This is a genomic window from Luteibacter yeojuensis (genome assembly GCF_011742875.1).
Classification (GTDB): Bacteria; Pseudomonadota; Gammaproteobacteria; order Xanthomonadales; family Rhodanobacteraceae; genus Luteibacter; species Luteibacter yeojuensis.
On sequence record NZ_JAAQTL010000001.1, the window covers coordinates 1,594,134 to 1,613,228 of the forward strand.

The 19,095-nt window shown below is 68.0% G+C and carries 19 protein-coding genes and 1 pseudogene; 14 read left to right on the forward strand and 6 right to left on the reverse strand.

All coding sequences use genetic code 11. The features are described 5' to 3' along the window. Positions 1 to 10 precede the first annotated feature (10 nt). From HBF32_RS07220 to HBF32_RS07230, 3 genes are all read right to left on the reverse strand, one after another. Complete coding sequence (locus tag HBF32_RS07220) at positions 11 to 880, reverse strand: pirin family protein (RefSeq protein WP_166699011.1); 870 nt, start codon at positions 878 to 880, stop codon at positions 11 to 13. A 157-nt stretch (positions 881 to 1,037) separates the two neighbouring features. After that, the gene (cspE, locus tag HBF32_RS07225; RefSeq protein WP_089973954.1) at positions 1,038 to 1,241 is read right to left on the reverse strand and encodes a transcription antiterminator/RNA stability regulator CspE; all 204 of its coding nucleotides are present in this window, start codon (positions 1,239 to 1,241) and stop codon (positions 1,038 to 1,040) included. A gap of 380 nt (positions 1,242 to 1,621) precedes the next feature. Beyond that, the gene (locus HBF32_RS07230) at positions 1,622 to 1,831 is read right to left on the reverse strand and encodes a cold-shock protein (protein ID WP_036111834.1); all 210 of its coding nucleotides are present in this window, start codon (positions 1,829 to 1,831) and stop codon (positions 1,622 to 1,624) included. A gap of 305 nt (positions 1,832 to 2,136) precedes the next feature. Here HBF32_RS07230 and HBF32_RS07235 point away from each other — a divergent pair, with 305 nt between their 5' ends. Then, positions 2,137 to 2,601, forward strand: a complete 465-nt coding sequence (locus HBF32_RS07235) for a hypothetical protein (protein ID WP_240147799.1) — start codon at positions 2,137 to 2,139, stop codon at positions 2,599 to 2,601. On the opposite strand, the gene HBF32_RS07240 is transcribed toward HBF32_RS07235, so the two are convergent. Then, positions 2,602 to 3,870, reverse strand: a complete 1,269-nt coding sequence (locus tag HBF32_RS07240) for a winged helix-turn-helix domain-containing protein (protein ID WP_338039744.1) — start codon at positions 3,868 to 3,870, stop codon at positions 2,602 to 2,604. 90 nt (positions 3,871 to 3,960) lie between these two features. On the opposite strand from HBF32_RS07240, the gene HBF32_RS19120 reads away from it, so the two are divergent. Further along, positions 3,961 to 4,530 carry an EF-hand domain-containing protein gene (locus HBF32_RS19120; protein ID WP_193570337.1) on the forward strand — a complete coding sequence of 190 codons (570 nt, stop codon included), beginning with the start codon at positions 3,961 to 3,963 and terminating at the stop codon, positions 4,528 to 4,530. Between the two features lie 153 nt (positions 4,531 to 4,683). Beyond that, the gene (locus HBF32_RS07255; protein ID WP_166699012.1) at positions 4,684 to 5,751 is read left to right on the forward strand and encodes a phospholipase A; all 1,068 of its coding nucleotides are present in this window, start codon (positions 4,684 to 4,686) and stop codon (positions 5,749 to 5,751) included. A 94-nt stretch (positions 5,752 to 5,845) separates the two neighbouring features. On the opposite strand, the gene HBF32_RS07260 is transcribed toward HBF32_RS07255, so the two are convergent. Next, positions 5,846 to 6,328, reverse strand: coding sequence for an FKBP-type peptidyl-prolyl cis-trans isomerase (locus tag HBF32_RS07260; protein WP_166699013.1), 483 nt, complete (start codon positions 6,326 to 6,328; stop codon positions 5,846 to 5,848). A gap of 190 nt (positions 6,329 to 6,518) precedes the next feature. Between HBF32_RS07260 and HBF32_RS07265 the strand changes: the two genes are divergently transcribed. The 11 genes and pseudogenes from HBF32_RS07265 to kynU all read left to right on the forward strand — a co-directional run bounded on the left by HBF32_RS07265 (position 6,519) and on the right by kynU (position 17,771). After that, positions 6,519 to 8,516: an acetyl/propionyl/methylcrotonyl-CoA carboxylase subunit alpha gene (locus tag HBF32_RS07265; protein WP_166699014.1), complete on the forward strand. Its 1,998-nt coding sequence runs from the start codon at positions 6,519 to 6,521 to the stop codon at positions 8,514 to 8,516. Positions 8,517 to 8,527: 11 nt separating this feature from the next. Beyond that, complete coding sequence (locus HBF32_RS07270; RefSeq protein ID WP_166699015.1) at positions 8,528 to 9,427, forward strand: hydroxymethylglutaryl-CoA lyase; 900 nt, start codon at positions 8,528 to 8,530, stop codon at positions 9,425 to 9,427. A gap of 180 nt (positions 9,428 to 9,607) precedes the next feature. Further along, a pseudogene (locus HBF32_RS19265) lies at positions 9,608 to 10,093 on the forward strand (GNAT family N-acetyltransferase); the annotation flags it as partial. Positions 10,094 to 10,243: 150 nt separating this feature from the next. Further along, positions 10,244 to 10,579, forward strand: a complete 336-nt coding sequence (locus HBF32_RS19270; protein ID WP_338039797.1) for a GNAT family N-acetyltransferase — start codon at positions 10,244 to 10,246, stop codon at positions 10,577 to 10,579. Further along, positions 10,576 to 11,136 (forward strand): GNAT family N-acetyltransferase, encoded by a 561-nt coding sequence (locus tag HBF32_RS07280; RefSeq protein WP_166699016.1) that lies wholly within the window; start codon positions 10,576 to 10,578, stop codon positions 11,134 to 11,136. Before HBF32_RS19270 ends, HBF32_RS07280 begins: the two co-directional genes overlap by 4 nt. Positions 11,137 to 11,277: 141 nt before the next feature. After that, the gene (locus HBF32_RS07285; RefSeq protein ID WP_166699017.1) at positions 11,278 to 12,045 is read left to right on the forward strand and encodes an SDR family oxidoreductase; all 768 of its coding nucleotides are present in this window, start codon (positions 11,278 to 11,280) and stop codon (positions 12,043 to 12,045) included. Positions 12,046 to 12,075: 30 nt separating this feature from the next. Beyond that, a complete protein-coding gene (gene efpL / locus HBF32_RS07290; protein ID WP_166699018.1) occupies positions 12,076 to 12,642 on the forward strand; it encodes an elongation factor P-like protein EfpL in 567 nt (188 codons plus the stop codon). A 99-nt stretch (positions 12,643 to 12,741) separates the two neighbouring features. Beyond that, a complete protein-coding gene (locus HBF32_RS07295; RefSeq protein ID WP_166699019.1) occupies positions 12,742 to 14,811 on the forward strand; it encodes an FUSC family protein in 2,070 nt (689 codons plus the stop codon). 61 nt (positions 14,812 to 14,872) lie between these two features. Continuing rightward, the gene (locus HBF32_RS07300; protein ID WP_166699020.1) at positions 14,873 to 15,898 is read left to right on the forward strand and encodes an amidohydrolase family protein; all 1,026 of its coding nucleotides are present in this window, start codon (positions 14,873 to 14,875) and stop codon (positions 15,896 to 15,898) included. Positions 15,899 to 15,985: 87 nt separating this feature from the next. Beyond that, entirely contained in the window at positions 15,986 to 16,483 is a 498-nt protein-coding gene (locus HBF32_RS07305; protein ID WP_166699021.1) for a hypothetical protein, read from the forward strand. A 16-nt stretch (positions 16,484 to 16,499) separates the two neighbouring features. Beyond that, positions 16,500 to 17,771 carry a kynureninase gene (kynU, locus tag HBF32_RS07310; RefSeq protein ID WP_166699022.1) on the forward strand — a complete coding sequence of 424 codons (1,272 nt, stop codon included), beginning with the start codon at positions 16,500 to 16,502 and terminating at the stop codon, positions 17,769 to 17,771. Between the two features lie 19 nt (positions 17,772 to 17,790). Here the strand turns inward: kynU and HBF32_RS07315 are convergent, their stop codons facing one another. Next, entirely contained in the window at positions 17,791 to 19,083 is a 1,293-nt protein-coding gene (locus tag HBF32_RS07315) for an argininosuccinate lyase (RefSeq protein ID WP_166699023.1), read from the reverse strand. Between the last annotated feature and the right edge of the window lie 12 nt (positions 19,084 to 19,095).

A 19,095-nucleotide genomic window follows, 5' to 3' on the forward strand; every position in this document is an offset into this window, starting at 1 on the left:
GCCCTCCCCGTCAATGATCGGGCAGCGGGATCCGCTCGTACTCGTCGCCGGGTACCAGCGGAAACCGCCCCGCGGCCCAGTCAGCCTTCGCCGTTTCGATCAGTTCCGGCGAGCTGGCCACGAAATTCCACCACAGATGGCGCTCGCCATCGAGCGGGGCGCCGCCGAACAGCATCACCAGCGAAGGCTCCAGTGCCTCGAGCACCGGCGGCGGTCCGTCGTGCGCCACCGCCATGTCGAGCGCGCCGAGGTCCAGGCCGTCGAGGCGAGCGGCGCCCTGCACGACGTAGGCGCCCCACTCCGCATGTTCCTCCGGCATGGCGAGGCGCGCGCCGGCCTCCAGGCGGGCCTCGACGAAGAACATGGGCGAGAACACGCGCACGGGCGAAGTCGCGCCGAACGCCTGCCCGGCGATCACCACCATCCGGGCGCCGTCCCGCTCCACCCGGGGCAGCTCGGCGGCGGCATGGTGATGGAACTCCGGCTCCACGGCCTCGTGCGACTTCGGCAGGGCGACCCATACCTGGATGCCATGCAGGCTCGCATGGTGATGACGCGCGTCGGGCGGCGTTCGCTCGGAATGCACGATGCCCCGACCCGCGGTCATCCAGTTCACGTCGCCCGGATGGATGTCCACGGCGCTGCCGAGGCTGTCGCGATGGCGGATCACCCCGTCGAACAGCCAGGTGACGGTGGCGAGGCCGATATGCGGATGCGGGCGCACGTCGAGCCCGGCATCGTCGTCGAAGGCCGCCGGGCCCATCTGGTCGAAGAAGACGAAGGGGCCGACATGGCGGGCCTTCAGGTGCGGCAGCATGCGCCGGACGACGAATCCGCCGCCGAGGTCGCGCTGCTTGCCGTCTATGGGAATAAGGGTCATGACCGGGCTCCGTACGATGCACTAAGCGTAGCAAACGCTCATGCGGCCCGATGGCACGAATATGCCTCGCGCAAGCAAAACTCCCCCGGCGCGCGAAGCGCCGAAGGAGCGGAAGTCAGGCAAGAACGGGACGGCGCGAGCCGGCCCTCCCCAAGCATTACTTCGGAACGACGTTATCCGCCTGCGGGCCCTTCTGGCCCTGGGTCACGGTGTATTCCACCTTCTGACCTTCCTGCAACGACTTGAAGCCATTGCCCTGTATCGAGCGGAAATGCACGAATACGTCGGGGCCGCCCTCATCCTGAGTAATGAAGCCAAAGCCCTTGGCGTCGTTGAACCACTTCACGGTACCTGTTGCCATCACACACACCTCTATCCAACACACGAAAACCCGGCTCGCGAGCCGGCGACTTACTGGGCATGCTGGACCGGGTGAGGCGATGGAGCGCAACAACTGCTCGCTTACATCGGGTCACTCTCGTGACCGCGCAGACACAGTAGCGAGGATCATAACCACATTTTCCCAAACTTCTGTAGGGGAACGCCTACATAAGACGGTTTTTTGACGCCGATCACGCCGAAATACGTGAAGAAAGCGCGATGGGGTGATTTTTCTTGCCGATAATGCCCCGCGAAAATAGGAGTCGCCCATTTACGTCAGTGCGAACGTAACTAACGAGGACAAAAAAAGCCGGGCGTCGCCGCCCGGCTTCTTTTTGCAAAGCTGGTCCGGAGGGCCGATCAGGCCTTCTGGACTTCCTCAGCCTGCAGACCCTTCTGGCCGTTCACGACCTTGAAGGAGACCTTCTCGCCTTCGGCGAGGGACTTGAAGCCGTTGCCCTGGATGGCGCGGAAGTGAACGAACACATCCGGGCCGTTCTCACGGGAAATGAAGCCGAAGCCCTTGGCATCGTTGAACCACTTTACGGTGCCGATCTCACGATCCGACATAGAAACACTCCAATACGATTTACGAATGAAACCAGCGACTTGAAACAAGTCGCTGCATTACTGGTGTGCAAGGAAACGCGAGGAGCGAAGCGATGTGGCGGATCCGTGATCAGCGGCATCGGGTCAACGTAACTCTATGACCCCGGCAAACACAGTGCGCGGACTATACCTGTACCGGTGGGAAATAGCGATGGGGCACGCTGACATCGCTTTCACTCCTTCCTGGCCCATGCTTGCGCCGCGTCGCATCGATGCTGCGACTTTGGCTACCATCCGTTCACGCTCGCCAAGGGGGACCCGCACCCATGAACCGTTCCATGACCCGCCTCATTCCCATCCTCGCCGGCGCGCTTGCGCTCGCCGCCTGCTCGGATCACAAGACCCGCCCCGATACCGCCACTGGCCGCACCGCGACGACGACAACGACGACAACCAGCGCGCCGGCGAATAGGTCCTCGACGAGCACCACGACCCCCGCTCCCCGGTCGGGCAGCAAGAAAGAGGCCGCCCTGCCCGAGAACACCGGCATCGCGGCATGCGACGAATACCTCGCGAGCTATAAGAGTTGCCACCTGGCCGCCGGGGTCTATGCCCGCGACCAGATCGAAAACCGCTACGAGCTGATGCGCACCAGCCTCCTCCGCCAGTCGCAGGATCCGGACATGCGCGGCCAGTTGGACGCGCGTTGCACGTCGCTGGCGAACCAGCTGAAGGAAGCCCTTCACGGGAAATCCTGCGCGGACGTCCCGGCCCCCGCTTCCACGCGCTGATCAGGCGGTCACCGCCTTTCCCACCAGCCGGGCCAGCTCGCGCGGCTGGCTCCGCTCGATGGCAACGCGCGGCGTGCCGTGCCATGCCGCGCACTCGTCGATCGCGCCGGCGATCCCCTCGACGAGGGCCGGCGTGACGGCCACCCCCTCTTCCAGCCAGATCCCCAGCACCTGGAACAGCTCGGCCTGTCGATGCGCCTTCGCATCCAGACGGCCTACCAGCCGGCCGCGATGCAGGATGGGCAAGGCGTAGTAGCCGTACTTCCGCTTCGCCGCCGGCGTATAGCACTCGATGGTGTATTCGAAGCCGAAGAGGTCCAGCGCCCGCGCGCGGTCCCACACCACCGGGTCGAAGGGCGAGAGCAACGTGGTTCGGGTGGCGCGCAGTCCGTTCCTCGCGGCCTCCGCGAGCAGCGCCGCATGGTCGCGGTGCGCATAGGCCGGTGCGTCCCAGCCGTCCACCGACACCTCGACGAGGCGGCCTTCGGCGACCAGCGGCTCGAGCTCCTCGTCGGTCACCCGCGGTCGGAGCCGGAAGTAGTCGGCGATCCAGCGTGCCTTTGCGATGCCGAGCGCGCGCACGCTTTCCACGATGAAATACCGGCGGACCGCGGCTTCGTCCAACGCGCCGGGAGGCGGCGGTTCGGGCCATCGTCCCGTCACCCGTTCGGCGAGGTCGTACACGCGCTGGAAGCGCTCGCGCCGTGCCACCATCAACCGGCCCAGGGCAAACCACGCCTCGAGCCAGCGCTTCTCGGGTTTCCAGCCCCACCATCCTTTCGTCCCCGGGGTGTCGCGCTCGAAATCAGCGGCCCGCAGCGGCCCTTCCTCGCGGATTCGTTCGAGCAGGGCGTCCATGTCCGCGCGGGCTTCCGCGTGCGTGCGTTCGGCCATCTTGTGCGCCCAATGACCGGCCCTGCCCGCGCGGTAATCGCGGTGGTAACGGTACTGTGCGACGGGCACGAAGCAGGCCTCGTGTGCCCAGCACTCCGCAACGAGGCCTTCCGCCAGGGACTCGTCCAGCCACTCGTTGCGATAGGTGCCCAGGCGCGAGAACAGCGTCATGTACGGGCTGCGCGCGACGACGTTGATGGTGTCGATCTGCAGCATGCCCATGCGCGCGATCGCGCTCGCCACGTCGGCCTTGCGTGCCTTGCGCGGTGCCCGCCTGAGCAATCCTTGCGCGGCGAGGTGCATCAGCTGCGCCGACCGTGGCGAAAGACGAAGCACGCCGCCCGTGGAGGGCGCGTCGGATACGCGTGACGGCACGGTAGAGGCCTTTTCGCAATTGGGCCGCCATTAAATCGCTCCTTGATAGCGTCGGCAACGATCAACCACGAAACGAAAGGAGGCCTCTCCATGAAGAAGCAAGTTCGCGCCGTCGCGATCGGCGCATCGCTGCTGCTGGCAGGCGCGGCATTCGCCCAGGTTCCGCCGCCCACCGGCCAGGTCCCGCCTCCGCCACCGGGCGAGGCCACGCCGCCTCCGCCCCCGTCGCCGGGGGCGATGCCACCGCCGGCACCGGGCCAGACGATGCCGCCGACCGCGCAGCCCCCCGCTCCGGGCATGCCGCCGACCGCGAACGAAGCACTGCCTCCGCCGCCTCCGCCGCCGGCCGCTCCCGCCGCCCCGACAGCACCCATGCCACCGGCGCCGGGAGCGGAAATGGGCACCACCGGCGCAACGATGGCCACGCCGCAAGGCGAGGTCACCGTGAACAGCGCTCCCGCACCGGCGAAGCCGGCGGGGCCGGCGCCGGATTTCGCGACGCTTTCCGGAGGCAAGGGCTCGATTTCCGCCGACCAGGCCTCCGCGTATCCGCTGCTCGCCAACGACTTCCAATACGCGGACAGCAACCGCGACGGACGTATCTCCAAGGGCGAGTACCAGAAATGGGTCGCCAAGTCGGGCGCGCCTTCCAGCCCATAACGAGAACGCCGGCTCGACCGGCCCACGCCGTGGGAAGCCCGTTCGCGGGCTTCCCACCTTTCGCGAAGCTGAACGCTGCACGTTTTCCCGACGATTCGCACCGCTACACTCCCTGGCTTACCGTTTTGGACGGCCCGCAGGGAGTCACCCACCATGAAGCCATTCCGCGCCGCCGGCGCCCTCGGCGCCTACGCGTGCCTGCATGCGGGCATCGTGCTTGCGCAGAATCCGAGCCCCTTGGACATCCGCGCCTGCTCGGCGATCGAGACCGACTCGCAGCGCCTGCTCTGCTACGACAAGGCGGTAGGCCGAGACCGGCTGCCGCAGGCCGCGAAGAAGGAAGACCCCAACGCGAATTCGGTCAGCGTGGACCTGGCGACGCGCAACTCGCGCGACGTCGCGCGTCCGCTGTCGCTGCTCGACAGCCGCTGGGAGCTTTCCCCGGAATCGAAGCTGGGCACGTTCAACCTGCGCGGGTACAAGCCCACGTACGCACTGCCCTTCTTCGGTGCCTCGAAGCAGAACACGCGGCCGCATAGCCCCGCTCCCGACCATACGGTGACCACGCCGCAGCAGCTCGACGACGTGGAGGCCAAGTTCCAGATCAGCCTGAAGACCAAGGTGGCCGAGAACCTGTTCGACGACAACGGCGACCTGTGGGTGGGTTACACGCAATCCTCCCGCTGGCAGGTCTACAACAGCGACCATTCGCGGCCCTTCCGTGAGACGAACTACGAGCCCGAGGTCATGCTCGCGTTCAACACGCATTACCAGGTCTTCGGCTGGACGGGGCGCCTCGCCGGCATCGGCGTCAACCACCAGTCCAACGGCCGTGCCGATCCGCTGTCGCGCAGCTGGAACCGCGTGATCGCCGATATCGGCCTGGAGCGCGAAGGCTGGACGATCATGCTGCGTCCGTGGTGGCGCATTCCCGAGAACCGCAAGGACGACGACAACCCGGACATCCAGGACTACATGGGGCGCGGCGAGATCCAGATCGTGCACGAGGTGGGCAGGCAGGAATTCGGCCTGACCGCACGGCATTCGTTCCGTGCCGGCGACCGTTCGCACGGCTCGCTGCGCGGCACGTGGAGTTTTCCCGTGGCCGGCAACCTGCGCGGTTACCTGGAGATCTTCAACGGGTACGGTGAAAGCCTGATCGACTACAACCACCGCGCCACTTATCTTGGCCTGGGTGTGTCGTTACTCGATTGGTATTAAGAAGCGAAATCGCTGGGCCCCTGCCTGCGCAGGGGCGACGCACCACGGTCGTTCCCGCGCAGACGGGAACCCAGTGACTTGAGCGAGGCAAGCGTCAGTGGTGATGGCCGCCTTCGCCGTGCACGTGGCCATGCGACAGCTCTTCGTCGGTAGCTTCGCGCACGTTGGTGATCTCGACGGCGAAATGCAGCGTCTGGCCCGCGAGCGGATGGTTGCCGTCGACGGTGACATTGTCGCCCTCGATCTTGCTCACGGTGACGTTGATGCTGCCCTGGTCGTTGCGGCCCTGGAACTGCATGCCCGGCTGGAGGTCTTCCACGCCCTGAAACGCGGCCCGCGGCACGACCTGGATCAGCTCCTGGTGGCGCGGACCGTAGCCCTCTTCCGGTGCGACGTCGACCTTGAACTGGTCGCCCGCCGAACGGCCTTCCAGCGCCTTCTCGAGGCCCGGAACGATATGGCCTTCGCCATGGATATAGGCCAGCGGTTCACGGCCTTCCGAACTGTCGATGACGTTGCCCTGGTCGTCGGTCAGCGTGTAGTGGAAGGAAACGGCGTGACGATTGGCGATCTGCATGGAATTCTCGCTTTGGAGGGGGATCGGGAAAGACAGGAAACGCCCTTCCGGGCCTCCAAGGCTAGGCGACCCGCTCCCGTACTGCAAATCACGGGGCGTTCGCGATGCTGCGTTGCAACCCGCCGGAGGGCTACGATCTGCTAGTTTTCCCGCTTTTCCCCTTTCCCTCCGTTACCGTGCCGGGAGCCGCATGTTCGACTGCATTCTGATCGCCAACCGTGGCGAGATCGCCTGCCGCGTGATCCGGACCTGCCGCCGCCTGGGCATTCGCACCGTGGCCGTGTATTCCACCGCCGACGCGGGAGCGCAGCACGTGCGCCTGGCCGACGAAGCCTGGCCTATCGGCGGTCCGCGTCCGGCGGAGTCCTACCTGCGCGGCGACGCGATCATCGAGGTGGCGAAGCGCAGCGGTGCGCAGGCGATCCACCCCGGGTACGGTTTCCTCTCCGAGAACACCGATTTCGCGCGGGCCTGCGCCGAAGCCGGCATCGTCTTCATCGGGCCGCGCCCCGAAAGCATCGACGCCATGGGCTCGAAAGCGGCGGCGAAAGCCCTGATGGAACGCCACGTCGTGCCCCTCGTTCCCGGCTATCACGGCGAGGACCAGGATCCCGCGCACCTCGCCGCCGAGGCCGCCCGCACCGGTTTCCCGCTCATGATCAAGGCGGCGGCGGGTGGTGGGGGCAAGGGCATGCGCATCGTGCGCGACGCGGCCGGCTTCGCCGACGCGCTGGCTTCGGCACAGCGCGAGGCGGCGAACGCCTTCGGCGACACGCGCGTGATCCTCGAGCGCTACGTCGAGCATCCGCGGCACATCGAATTCCAGGTGTTCGGCGACACGCACGGCAACGTCATCCACCTCAACGAGCGCGAGTGCTCGGCCCAGCGCCGTTACCAGAAGGTACTGGAGGAAACGCCGTCGCCCTTCCTCGACGAGACCCGCCGCGCGCGCATGGGTGCCGCCGCGGTCGCCGCGGCGCGGGCCGTGGATTACGTCGGCGCGGGCACGGTCGAGTTCATCGTGGGCCAGGACGGCGAATTCTTCTTCATGGAAATGAACACCCGCCTGCAGGTGGAGCATCCCGTCACCGAGGAGACGCTCGGGCTCGACCTCGTCGAGTGGCAGCTGCGCGTGGCCTCGGGCGAGCCGCTGCCGATGACGCAGGGCGACGTCCGCGCCCAGGGCCACGCGATCGAGGTACGGCTGTACGCGGAAGATCCCGAAGCCAACTTCCTGCCGGGATCGGGTCGTCTCGTCTCGCTCACCCTGCCGGCGCCGTCGAAACACGTGCGGCTGGACGGTGGCGTCGTCGCCGGCGACACCGTCACGATCTTCTACGATCCGATGATCGCGAAGCTCATCGTGTACGACCGCGACCGCACGCAAGCCCTCGAACGCCTGCGCGAGGCGCTTGCGCAGACGGACATCGTCGGACCGAAATCCAACGTGGCCTTCCTCGAACGGCTGGTGCGTCATCCCATCGTGGTCGAAGGCCGCATCGACACCGGCTACCTCGATCGCCACCTCGACGAGTTCCTGGTGGGCGCCGCCGAGGCCGCCGACCTCGACCGCTTCGCCGCCGCGACGGCCATGCTCCTCGCCGACGAAGCCTCGCCGCGCAACGGTGCCGGCGATCCGCATTCCCCCTGGGGCAACTCGGACGCATGGCGCCTCGGCCATCCCGGCAAGCGCGTCGTGGCGCTGCTGGAAGGCGGCCGCCGCCACGAGATCGATGCGCATGGCCATGACGGCGACTACGTGCTGCATCTCGGTACCGGCAGCGCATGCACCGTCGCGGGTGCGCGATGCGATGGCGGCGTCCTCTCCGCCCGTTTCGACGAACACGCCCGGCGCGTGCCGCTGTCGCTCCACGACGGCCGCGTCCGCCTGCACGACGCGCAGGGCCGCCGCTGGACGTTCGAGCGCGCCCCCGCTTTCGCGTGGGAAGGCGAGGAATCCTCCGGCGCGAAGCAGTTGGTCGCGCCGATGCCGGGCCGCATCGTGCTCGTCCGCGCCGCGGCGGGCGACGTCGTCGAGGAAGGCCAGGAACTGCTGGTGATGGAAGCGATGAAGATGGAGCTCGCCTTGAAGGCGCCGCGCGCCGGCACCATCGAATCCGTATCGGCTGCGCAAGGCGACTTCGTGGACGCCGACACCGTCCTCGTCCGCTTCGCCGACATGGCCTGACCGGAGTCCGCATGAACGCTTCCAACCACGTCCGCATCGTCGAAGTCGGCCCCCGCGACGGCCTGCAGAACGAAAAGGCCATGCTGCCCGCCGCGGTGAAGATCGAGCTCATCGACCGCCTGTCCGACACGGGCCTATCCACCATCGAGGCCACCAGCTTCGTCAGCCCCCGGTGGGTGCCGCAACTGGCCGATGCCGCCGAGGTCTTCCGTGCCATCCGCAAGGCGCCCGGCGTCGCGTATCCCGTTCTCGTGCCCAACCTGCAGGGCTACGAGCGCGCGCGGGAAGTGGGCGCCACCGACGTGGCCGTCTTCACCGCCGCCTCGGAAGCGTTCAACCGTAAGAACGTCAATGCCTCGATCGACGAGTCGATCGATCGCTTCGTCCCCGTGCTCGAGCGCGCCCGCGCCGATGGGGTGGCCGTGCGCGGCTACGTCTCGACGGTGCTCGGCTGCCCGTACCAGGGCGACGTACCGGTCGCGGACGTGGTGCGCGTGGCGCGCCGCCTGCACGAACTCGGCTGTCGCGAGGTGTCGCTGGGCGACACGATCGGCGTCGGTACGCCGGCGAAGGCCCGCGCCATGCTGCGCGCGGTCGCGGCCGAGGTACCGATGGATGCCCTGGCCGTCCATTTCCACGACACCTACGGGCAGGCCCTCGCCAACATCCTCGCCTGCCTCGAGGAAGGGGTGCGCGTGGTGGACAGCGCCGTCTCCGGCACCGGCGGCTGCCCCTATGCGAAGGGCGCGACGGGGAACGTCGCGAGCGAGGACGTCGTGTACATGCTCCACGGCATGGGCATGACCACCGGCGTGGACCTCGACCGCCTGGTGGAAACGGGCGCGTGGCTGGCCGGACAGCTCGGCAAGGCGACCGCCAGCCGCGTCACCCAGGCGCGCACCGCCGCCTGAGTCCCGCCCTTCGCCTGCAGGAGCCGCCATGGCGGCGGGTGGAACTTACCTCGCCGCTTCATCACTCCGTTGGCTTCTCGCCGCTGTAGCGGCTCCCACAGTTACGGCTAGCCCCCTACCGCCGTAGCGGCTCCTACACAAAGCATGACGCGGACTCTTGTCCATGGCAGCATCAGCGCCATGCCTGCCGACTACCTCATCCGCCCCATCGAATCGCGCGACGATGCCGACATCGCCGCGGTCATCCGCACCGTCATGCCCGAGTTCGGTGCCGACGGCCCCGGCTTCGCGATCCACGACGTCGAGGTCGACACGATGTCGACCGCTTATTCGCGGCCGCGCACGGCGTATTTCGTCGTCGAGATGAACGGGCGCGCGGTCGGTGGCGGCGGCATGGCGCCGCTGGAAGGCGGCGACGAAGAAACCTGCGAACTGCGCAAGATGTATTTCCTGCCCGAGGCGCGCGGCACGGGCGCGGCGTCGCAGTTGCTGCGCCGCTGCCTCGACGCCGCGCGGCGTGCGGGATTCTCGCGCTGCTACCTGGAAACCCTCACCGGCATGGATGCGGCGCAGACGCTCTACCTGCGCCATGGCTTCACCCGCATCGACGCGCCGATGGGCGGCACCGGGCATTTCAGCTGCGATCGCTTTTTCCTGCGCCACCTCAACGACGGCGACCTCATCGTGCCGCCCTCGCCGCCCTCGCTGGTGTTCGCCATCGACGATCCCGGCCGGCCGGATATCCTGCCGCTGATCGAACAGCTGCACGGCTACCTCTCCGACCTCGACCGGCACCTTCCACCGCCCTCCGTCAGCGTGGAGAGCCTGCGCCAGCCGCACACGACCTTCATGACCGCACGCGTGGACGGCACCCCGCTGGCCTGCGGCGCGGGGGTGGACCACGGCGACTACGTCGAACTCAAGTACATGTACGTCTTGCCCGCCTGCCGCGGCATGGGCCTGGGCAAGCAGATGCTCGAGGCGCTCGAACGACAGGTGCGCTCCACCGGCGGCAAGATGGTCAAGCTCGAGACCGGCACCGCGCAGACCGAATCGATCGAACTCTACGAGCGCGCCGGTTACCGCCGCTGCCGCCCGTTCGGCGAGCACCGGGTCAGCGCCTCGAGCATCTGCATGGAGAAAGCGCTGTGATCCGTGTCGCCGTCGAGGCCGACGCAGCCGCCTGCCATGCGATCTACGCGCCGGTCGTCGAGACCAGCGCGATCACCTTCGAAACGGAACTCCCCGGCGAGGAAGCGATGGCCCGGCGCATCCGCGCACGACTCGCCACCCACCCCTGGCTGGTCTGGGAGGAACGCGGGGACGTCCTCGCTTACGCGTACGGCGGCCGCTTCCGCGAGCGTGCCGCGTACGACTGGGTCGCCGAGACATCGATCTACGTGCACGAGAAGGCGCGCCGCCGCGGCATCGCCCGGCGTCTCTACGGCACCCTGCTCGAGGCCATGCGGCTGCAGGGTATAAACCAGGCCGTCGGTGTCATCACCCTTCCGGGCGACACCAGCGTGGCCATGCACGAAGCCCTGGGCTTCGCGGCCGCCGGCGTGTGGCCGAAAGCCGGCTACAAGCTCGGCCGCTGGTGGGACGTCGGTGTATGGAGCCTGTTCCTGTCGGAACCGGCCAATCCGCCGTCCCCGGTGATCCCCTTCGCGGAACTGGCGACGTCGGCGGAACTGCGGGCGCTGTTGTAGGAGCCGCTATAGCGGCGAGGGGAACTTACCTCACCGTTTCGTCGCTCCGTTGGCTTCTCGCCGCTATAGCGGCTCCTACAGGACCGCGACACGCCTCCGGAGGTAAGATGGGCCTCTTTGCCATTCGCTAGCGGAGTTTCCATGCAGCTCGAGCAGGTCAGGGCCGTCATCACCGGCGGCGCATCCGGTCTGGGTCACGCGGTCGCCCAGCGACTCGTCGCCGCCGGCGCCAAGGTCGCCCTCTTCGACGTCAACGAGGAAAAAGGTCAGGCCGCGGTGGCCGCGCTCGGCGCCAACGCCTCCTTCCATCGCACCGACGTGACGTCCGAGGAAGGCGTCGCCGCCAACGTCGCGGCCGCGAGCCAGGCGATGGGCGGCCTGAACGCCGTGGTGAACTGCGCCGGCATCCTCGGCGCCGGCCGCGTGCTCGGCAAGGAAGGCCCGATGCCGCTGGCGAATTTCTCGACCACCGTCATGGTGAACCTGATCGGCAGCTTCAACGTCGCCAAGGCCGCGGCCCAGCTCATGCAGTCCAACACTGCGGGCGAAGACGGCGAACGCGGCGTCATCGTGAATACCGCCTCGGTCGCCGCCTATGAAGGCCAGATCGGCCAGGCCGCTTATTCCGCCTCGAAGGGTGGCGTGGTAGGCATGACGCTGCCGATGGCGCGCGAACTCGCCCGCTTCGGCATCCGCGTCAACACCATCGCGCCCGGCATCTTCTGGACGCCGATGGTCGACAGCATGTCGCCGCAGGTGCAGGAATCCCTGTCGGCCTCCATCCCGTTCCCCTCGCGCCTGGGCAAGCCGGAGGAGTTCGCCGACATGGTGGCCTTCATCCTCGCCAGCCGCTACATCAACGGCGAGACGATCCGCCTCGACGGTGCCGTCCGTCTCGCGCCGAAGTAATCCAACCCCACGACACGAAGTCGCACAGTCATGAAAGCATCCGAAGTCAAGAAGGGTAACGTCGTCGAAAACGAAGGCACGGTGTACCAGGTCCGCGACATCGAACGCAGTGCGCCCACGGCGCGCGGCGGCAATGTGACCTTCCGGTTCACCCTGTATTCGATTCCCGGCAACCGCAAGTTCGACCTGAGCCTGCGCGCCGACGACGACCTGAAGGAAGTCGAACTCAGTCGCCGCCAGGCCAAGTTCTCTTACATGGACGGCGACGCGTTCGTCTTCATGGACGACGAGGACTACACCCAGTACACCCTGGGCCCCGAAGTCATCGGCGACAACGCCGGTTACATCGTGGAAGACCTCGAGGGTTACTACGTGCAGGTGATCGACGACGCTCCGGTGGGCCTCCAGGTCCCGACCTCGGTGGTCCTCACCGTGACCGACACCGCGCCGGAACTCAAGGGCGCCAGCGCCACCAAGCGCACCAAGCCGGCGACGCTGAGCACCGGCATCGAAGTGCAGGTGCCGGAGTACATCACCACCGGAGAGAAAGTCACGGTGAACACCGTGACGGGCGAGTTCTCGGGCCGGGCCTCGTAAGCGCACCGCACGGGACATTCCCCACCCCGGCCTTTCGGATGCCAGGGACAGGCGATTTACGGCAGAATCGAGGGCTCACAGGACGAGCCCTCCGACACCATGAGCAACGGCTACTCGCTCCGCGCCAGCGTCATCGGCACGCTGATCCGGACGAAACGACCCGACGTCCCGTTGCGGGTCGCGCTGCGCAATACCGCGGCGGTGGTGCTGCCGCTCGCCATCGGACTCCTGCTCGGCTATCCGCAGGTGGGCATCGGCATCGCGGCGGGTGCGCTGGACACGATGTTCTCGGACCAGCCCGGCCCCTACCAGCAACGCCTCAGCCGCCTGTTCCTCGCCGCGCTGGCCGCGGGTGCCGCCTCGCTGGTGGGCTTCCTCATCGGCGACTGGGTGCTGCCCATGTCGCTGGCCTGCGCCGTCTGCGGTTTCCTTGGCGGCTTGCTGGTGGTCTTCGGCCCCGACATCGCGCGCGTGGGCATGACCAGCATGCTGCTGCTCGTGATCACCGCCGCCACCCCCACCGACCTGCGGGGCGCCTTCGCGGGCGGTGCCCTGATCTTCGCTGGCGGCATGCTGCTCGCCGCGTTCTCCATCGCGGCATGGCCCCTGCAACGCTACCGGCCCGAGCGTACGGCCCTCGCCACCGTCTACCGCGGCCTGGCCGTGCTGGCGCGCAAGCAACAGCACGATGGCGAGGCGCCCGCCCTCACCGATGCCATGGACGCCTTGCAGACCACGCTGCTCGGCCGCCACCATGCCCGCGGCCGTGCCATGGAAGCTTTCCGCGTGCTGCTGGAACTCGCCGAGCGCATCCGTCTCGAACTCGTGGCGATGGAAGTCCTGGAGACGGCCCGCGACGGCATGGGCGAGATGTTCCGCAACGATGCCGCCCGCGTGCTGGCCGCCACCGCCGACGCGCTGGACGCCGCCGAACCACCGCAGCGCGCGGCACGCGCGCTCGCCACCCTGCAGGCCAGCGAACGCGCCCTGCTCGCCGGCGGCGCGGCCTTTGGAATGGGGGCGCACATCCAGGCGTTGTCCGGCCAGCTCGCCGCCGTGGTGCGCAACACCCACTGGGCCGGCTCGCGTGGCGAAGAGCGCGCCCAGCGCGCGGAAACCTCCCTGCCCGACACCCTGCGCAGCGCGTCCGCCCTGTCCACGCTGCGCGCCAACCTCACGCCGCATTCGGTGGCCTTCCGCCACGCCGTGCGCTGCGCGGTGGTGCTCACCCTCGCCTTCGCCCTTTCGCGCTACTTCGCGCTGCCGCACGGTTACTGGCTGCCGATGACGGCGGCGATCGTCCTGCGTCCCGATTTCGCCGCCACCTTCAATTTCGGCCTGTTGCGCGTCGTGGGCACCATGCTCGGCCTCATGCTCACCACGCTCATCCTGAGGCTGACGCCGGACCTGGTGTGGGCCCACGTGGCGGCGATGAGCGTGCTCTGCGTGGCTTTCCGCTACCTGGCGGGCGCGCATTACGGTATCGCGGTGGCCGCATTGACCGGCACCGTGGTCGTGCTGCTCTCGTTCGAGGGCGTGGACCCGTTCTCGGCCATGTCCGACCGCATGCTCAACACGGCGCTAGGCAGCGGCCTCGCCCTGCTCGCCTACCTGCTGTGGCCCACGTGGGAACGTCACCGCGCGCGCAGCGCGCTCTCGGACATGCTCTGCGCGTACGCCGATTACCTGGAATCGCTGGTCGGCCCGGCCGACAGCCGCACCCGCCACGAGGTACGCGCCGCCACGCGCACGGCGCGCACCAACGCCCAGGCATCGCTGGACCGCATGGTGGCGGAGCCGGGTACGCCGCCCGTGCTGCGCGAGCTTGCGGAGACGCTGTACGCGAACGGCAACCGTCTCGCCCGTACCGCGATGGCGCTGGAGTCGCTGATCGACGTGGGCGAGGTCCCCGAGACATGGCGTCAGGTCGGCGCCTTCATCCATGAGGCGTCCACCGCGCTGCGCGCGCAGGCGGGGGCGCTGACGCGCACCGAAGCCGTGGCGATGCCACCGGGGCTGCGCGAGCACCAGCGGGCACTCGTCACCGCGCTCGACCGAAACAAGGACCGCGACTTCGTCGATGCGGTCTCGCGCCTGACGGATCGCCTGACCGACAACGTCGACACGATCGCGCACGTCGTGAACCGCCGCTCCACGGCGCCGGCCTGACGGCCGGCCCTTGCTGCACCGCGAGAGGTCCCTTCACGGACACGGCGCTACACTCGACGCCATGCTCAAGATCGACACCCACGCGCATATCCTGCCTCGTGACTGGCCCGATCTCGCCGCCCGCTATGGCGACGAGCGCTTTCCCGTGATGACCCATTCCAGCGGCCACCACCGGATCTACAAGGACGGGAAGTTCTTCCGCGAGGTCTGGGAGTCTGCCTTCGACGCCGAACACCGCATCGCCGACTACGCCCGCTTCGGCGTCGGCGTGCAGGTGGTGTCCACGGTACCGGTGATGTTCTCGTACTGGGCCAAGGGCTACCAGGCGCTCGAATTGCACACCCATCTCAACGACGCCATGGCGACCGTGTGCGAGGCGCACCCGCGCCACTACGCCGGCATCGGCACCGTGCCGCTGCAATCGCCCTCGCTCGCGATCCGCGAGATGGAACGCTGCATCGGCGAACTCGGCCTGCAGGGCGTGCAAATCGGCTCGCATTGCAACGCCTGGAACCTCGACGCGGCGGAACTGTTCCCGTTCTTCGAGGCGGCCGCCGATCTCGGCGCGGCGATCCTCGTGCACCCCTGGGACATGATGGGTGCCGACACGATGCCCAAGTACTGGCTGCCCTGGCTTGTCGGCATGCCCGCGGAACAGTCGCGCGCCGCTTGCGCGCTGATCTTCGGCGGTGTGCTCGAGCGCCTGCCTTCGCTCAGGGTCATGCTGGCCCACGGCGGCGGCAGCTTCCCGTATTCGATCGGGCGCATCGAGCACGGTTTCCGCATGCGTCCCGACCTCGTCGCCACCGACAACGCACGCAATCCGCGCGAGTACATGTCGCGGCTCTACTTCGATTCCTGCGTGCACGACGACGCGGCGCTGCGCTACCTCCTCGCCACCGCGGGAAGCGATCGCGTGATGCTCGGCACCGATTACCCCTTCCCGCTCGGCGAGCAGGAGCCCGGCAGCGGCATCGAGGCGCTCGGCCTCGACGAAAGGGAACGCGCGCGGCTCTTCCATGGCACCGCACTGGAGTGGCTGGGCGTGCCCATGTCACGGTTCCAGCCGGTCGCCGCCGTGGCGTGAACCAGGTCCCACCATCCGGCCACGTCCGCTGTGCCAGAATGCCGCCGTTGCGCGGCGTCGCCGCGCCCTCCAAGGGGATCTCCGATCGTGAACCGCCTGCCTCGCCTCTTCCTCACCGCCATGCTCCTTGCCAGCCCCGCGGTCGGCGCCACCGACGTCTCGATGATGGATGGCGCCATCCGCTTCGCGGTGCCCGACCAGTGGGTGCCGATCATGCAGTCGGCAGGCGAGAAGGAGACCCAGGTATTCCAGGTGCCCGGCGCGAGCGCCACGGACGCCACGCTCGCACGCGTGACCGTCACCGCGCAGAAGGTGCCCAACCTCAACGGCTTCCAGCAGTTCGCGGGCAACCTGCGCAGCCATGCCACGTCGCTGACGGAATACGCGCCCGCGAAGGCCTCGTCGCCGACCGAGAATGTCTATACCGCCAAGGAAGGGACGGTGAAGCTGCAATACTTCGAGCGCTACTTCTACAGCGACGGTTACGCGATCCAGCTGCGCTGCATCCGCCCGGCCGACGATGCGCGCTTCGGCGCGACCTTCGACAAGGGCTGTGCCGAGGTGGCCGCCCGCATGCCTTCGTGACCCCAGGATTTTCCAGATGACCGCTTTCGAAGCGACGCGCGCATGGGCGGAAGCCCAGGACGCCGCCGACCCGCTGCGTGCCTTCCGCGACGAGTTCCACATCCCCGCGCACGCAGGCGCCGACACGCTGTACTTCTGCGGCAACTCGCTCGGGTTACAGCCGAAGGGCGTGAGGGCCGCCATCGAAGCGGAGCTTTCCGACTGGGCCGAGCTGGCGGTCGAGGCCCACTTCCGCGGCCGCCTGCCGTGGATGCACTACCACGAGTACGTGCGCGACGCGATGGCCGAGGTGGTCGGCGCGCGACCGCACGAAGTGGTGGCGATGAATTCGCTCGGCGCGAACCTGCACCTCATGATGGTCAGCTTCTACCGGCCGACCGCGGAGCGTTCCGCGATCCTCATGGAGGCGGGGGCGTTCCCGACCGACCGCTACGCACTGGAGTCCCAGGTCCGCTTCCACGGATTCGATCCGTCGCGCGACCTCATCGAACTGCAGCCCGACGGGCCCGGCGGCACGTTGTCGATGACCGCCATCGAGCGAGCCATCGCCGAACACGGTCATCGCGTGGCGCTGATCCTCCTGCCGGGCGTGCAGTACCGCACGGGCCAGGTGTTCGACCTCGAGGCGATCGTACGGCTCGGTCATGCGCAAGGCTGCGTCGTGGGCTTCGACCTCGCCCATGCCGTGGGCAACCTGCCCCTGGCCCTGCACGATGCCGGCCCCGACTTCGCGGTGTGGTGCACGTACAAGTACCTCAACGCGGGTCCCGGTGCCGTTGCGGGTGCCTTCGTGCATGAGCGCCACGCGCGCGCCGACCTGCCCCGCTTCGCGGGCTGGTGGGGCCACGACAAGAGCACGCGCTTCCAGATGGGCCCGCACTTCAGCCCCACGCCCGGCGCGGACGGCTGGCAGCTCTCCAATCCGCCTATCCTCGCGCTGGCGCCGCTGCGTGCGTCGCTGAACGTGTTCACGCGCTCGGGGATGGCCCGTCTCGTCGAAAAGAGCCGCCGCCTCACCGCGTACCTCGACTGGCTCATCCGCACGCGGCTCGACGACACGCTGGACATCGTGACGCCGGACGATCCGACCCAACGCGGGGCGCAGCTGTCCATTCGCGTTCGCGCGGGGCGCGACGCTGGCCGTTCACTGTTCGAACACCTCGAACGCCATGGCGTCATCGGCGACTGGCGCGAGCCGGACGTGATCCGGCTGTCGCCCGTGCCGTTGTACAACCGGTATGCGGATTGCTTCGGGGCGGTGGAAGCGATCGAAGCCTGGGTACGTTGAAGCCGGCTCCCGCAACGGCTTAGCGAAGCGACGACAGGCGCGCGCGCAGCGTGTCCAGCATCAGGTCGTTGCCTGCGCCCGGCGACGTGCGCGCGGCCAGGCTCGACTCCGGCGTGCGGCCCTCGCCCGCCGAGGCCGCCGTTTCCGCCGCCGCACGATAGGCGTCGCGAAACGGCACGCCGGCCACGGCCTGCTCGATGGCCACATCGGTGGCGTACATGGCCGGTTCGATCGCGGCGCGCATCGCGTCCGCCTTCCACTCGAGGCGGGCCAGCATGTCCGGAAGGAGCTCGAGGGCGCCGAGGCCCATGGAAAAACCATGGAACAGCGAGCCCTTGGAGAACTGGAGATCGCGCTGGTAGCCGGAAGGCAACGAGAGCAGTTGCTCCACCTCGGTGCGCGCCGCCGCGACGCTGGCATAGCTCGCGCGCAACAGCTCGACGACATCCGGATTGCGCTTGTTCGGCATGATCGATGAGCCGGTGGTGTACTCCGCCGGCAGCGTCACGAAACCGAATTCGGCCGTGGTGAACAACGACAGGTCCCATGCCAGCCTGCGCGTATCGAGCAAGGCGGTGCCTACCGCGTCCAACGCCGCCATCTCGAACTTGCCGCGCGAGAGCTGGGCGTAGATGGGCGAGACCTGCATGCGGCCGAAGCCCAGCGCGGCCGTCGTATGCGCGCGGTCGAGCGCGACGTTCACGCCGTAACCCGCCGCCGTGCCAAGTGGATTGGCGTCGATCAGTGCCAGGGCCTGGCGAGCGCGCAGCACATTGTCGATGAAGGCCTCGGCGAATGCCGCGAACCACATGCCCGTGGAAGACACCACCGCGCGCTGGATATGCGTATAGCCCGGCATCGGCAACGCGTCTCCGGCGGCGCGCTCCAGGCAGACTTCCGCCACGCGGCGGCACAGGGCTTCCAGCGTCGCCAGTTTGTCCTTGAGCCACAAGCGCGTCGCCACGAGGACCTGGTCGTTGCGGCTGCGCCCCGTGTGCACGCGGCGGCCGGCATCGCCAAGGCGCTCCGTCAGGCGGGCCTCGATCGCGGAGTGACCGTCCTCGAAGCGTTCGTCGAGCACGAAGGCGCCGCTCGTGAAATCGGCTGCCAGTGCGTTCAGCTCGCGCAACAGGGCATCGCGCTCATCGGCCGAGACCACGCCGATGTTGGCGAGGCCTCCGACGTGTGCCTTGCTCGCCACGATGTCGTGCAGGAAGAACTCGCGGTCGAGCACCACGTCGTTGCCGGCAAGGAAGCGCATGATGCGCGCGTCGACCTGGGTATCGGATTTCTGCCAGAGCGGCTGGGTCATGATGGGGTCCTA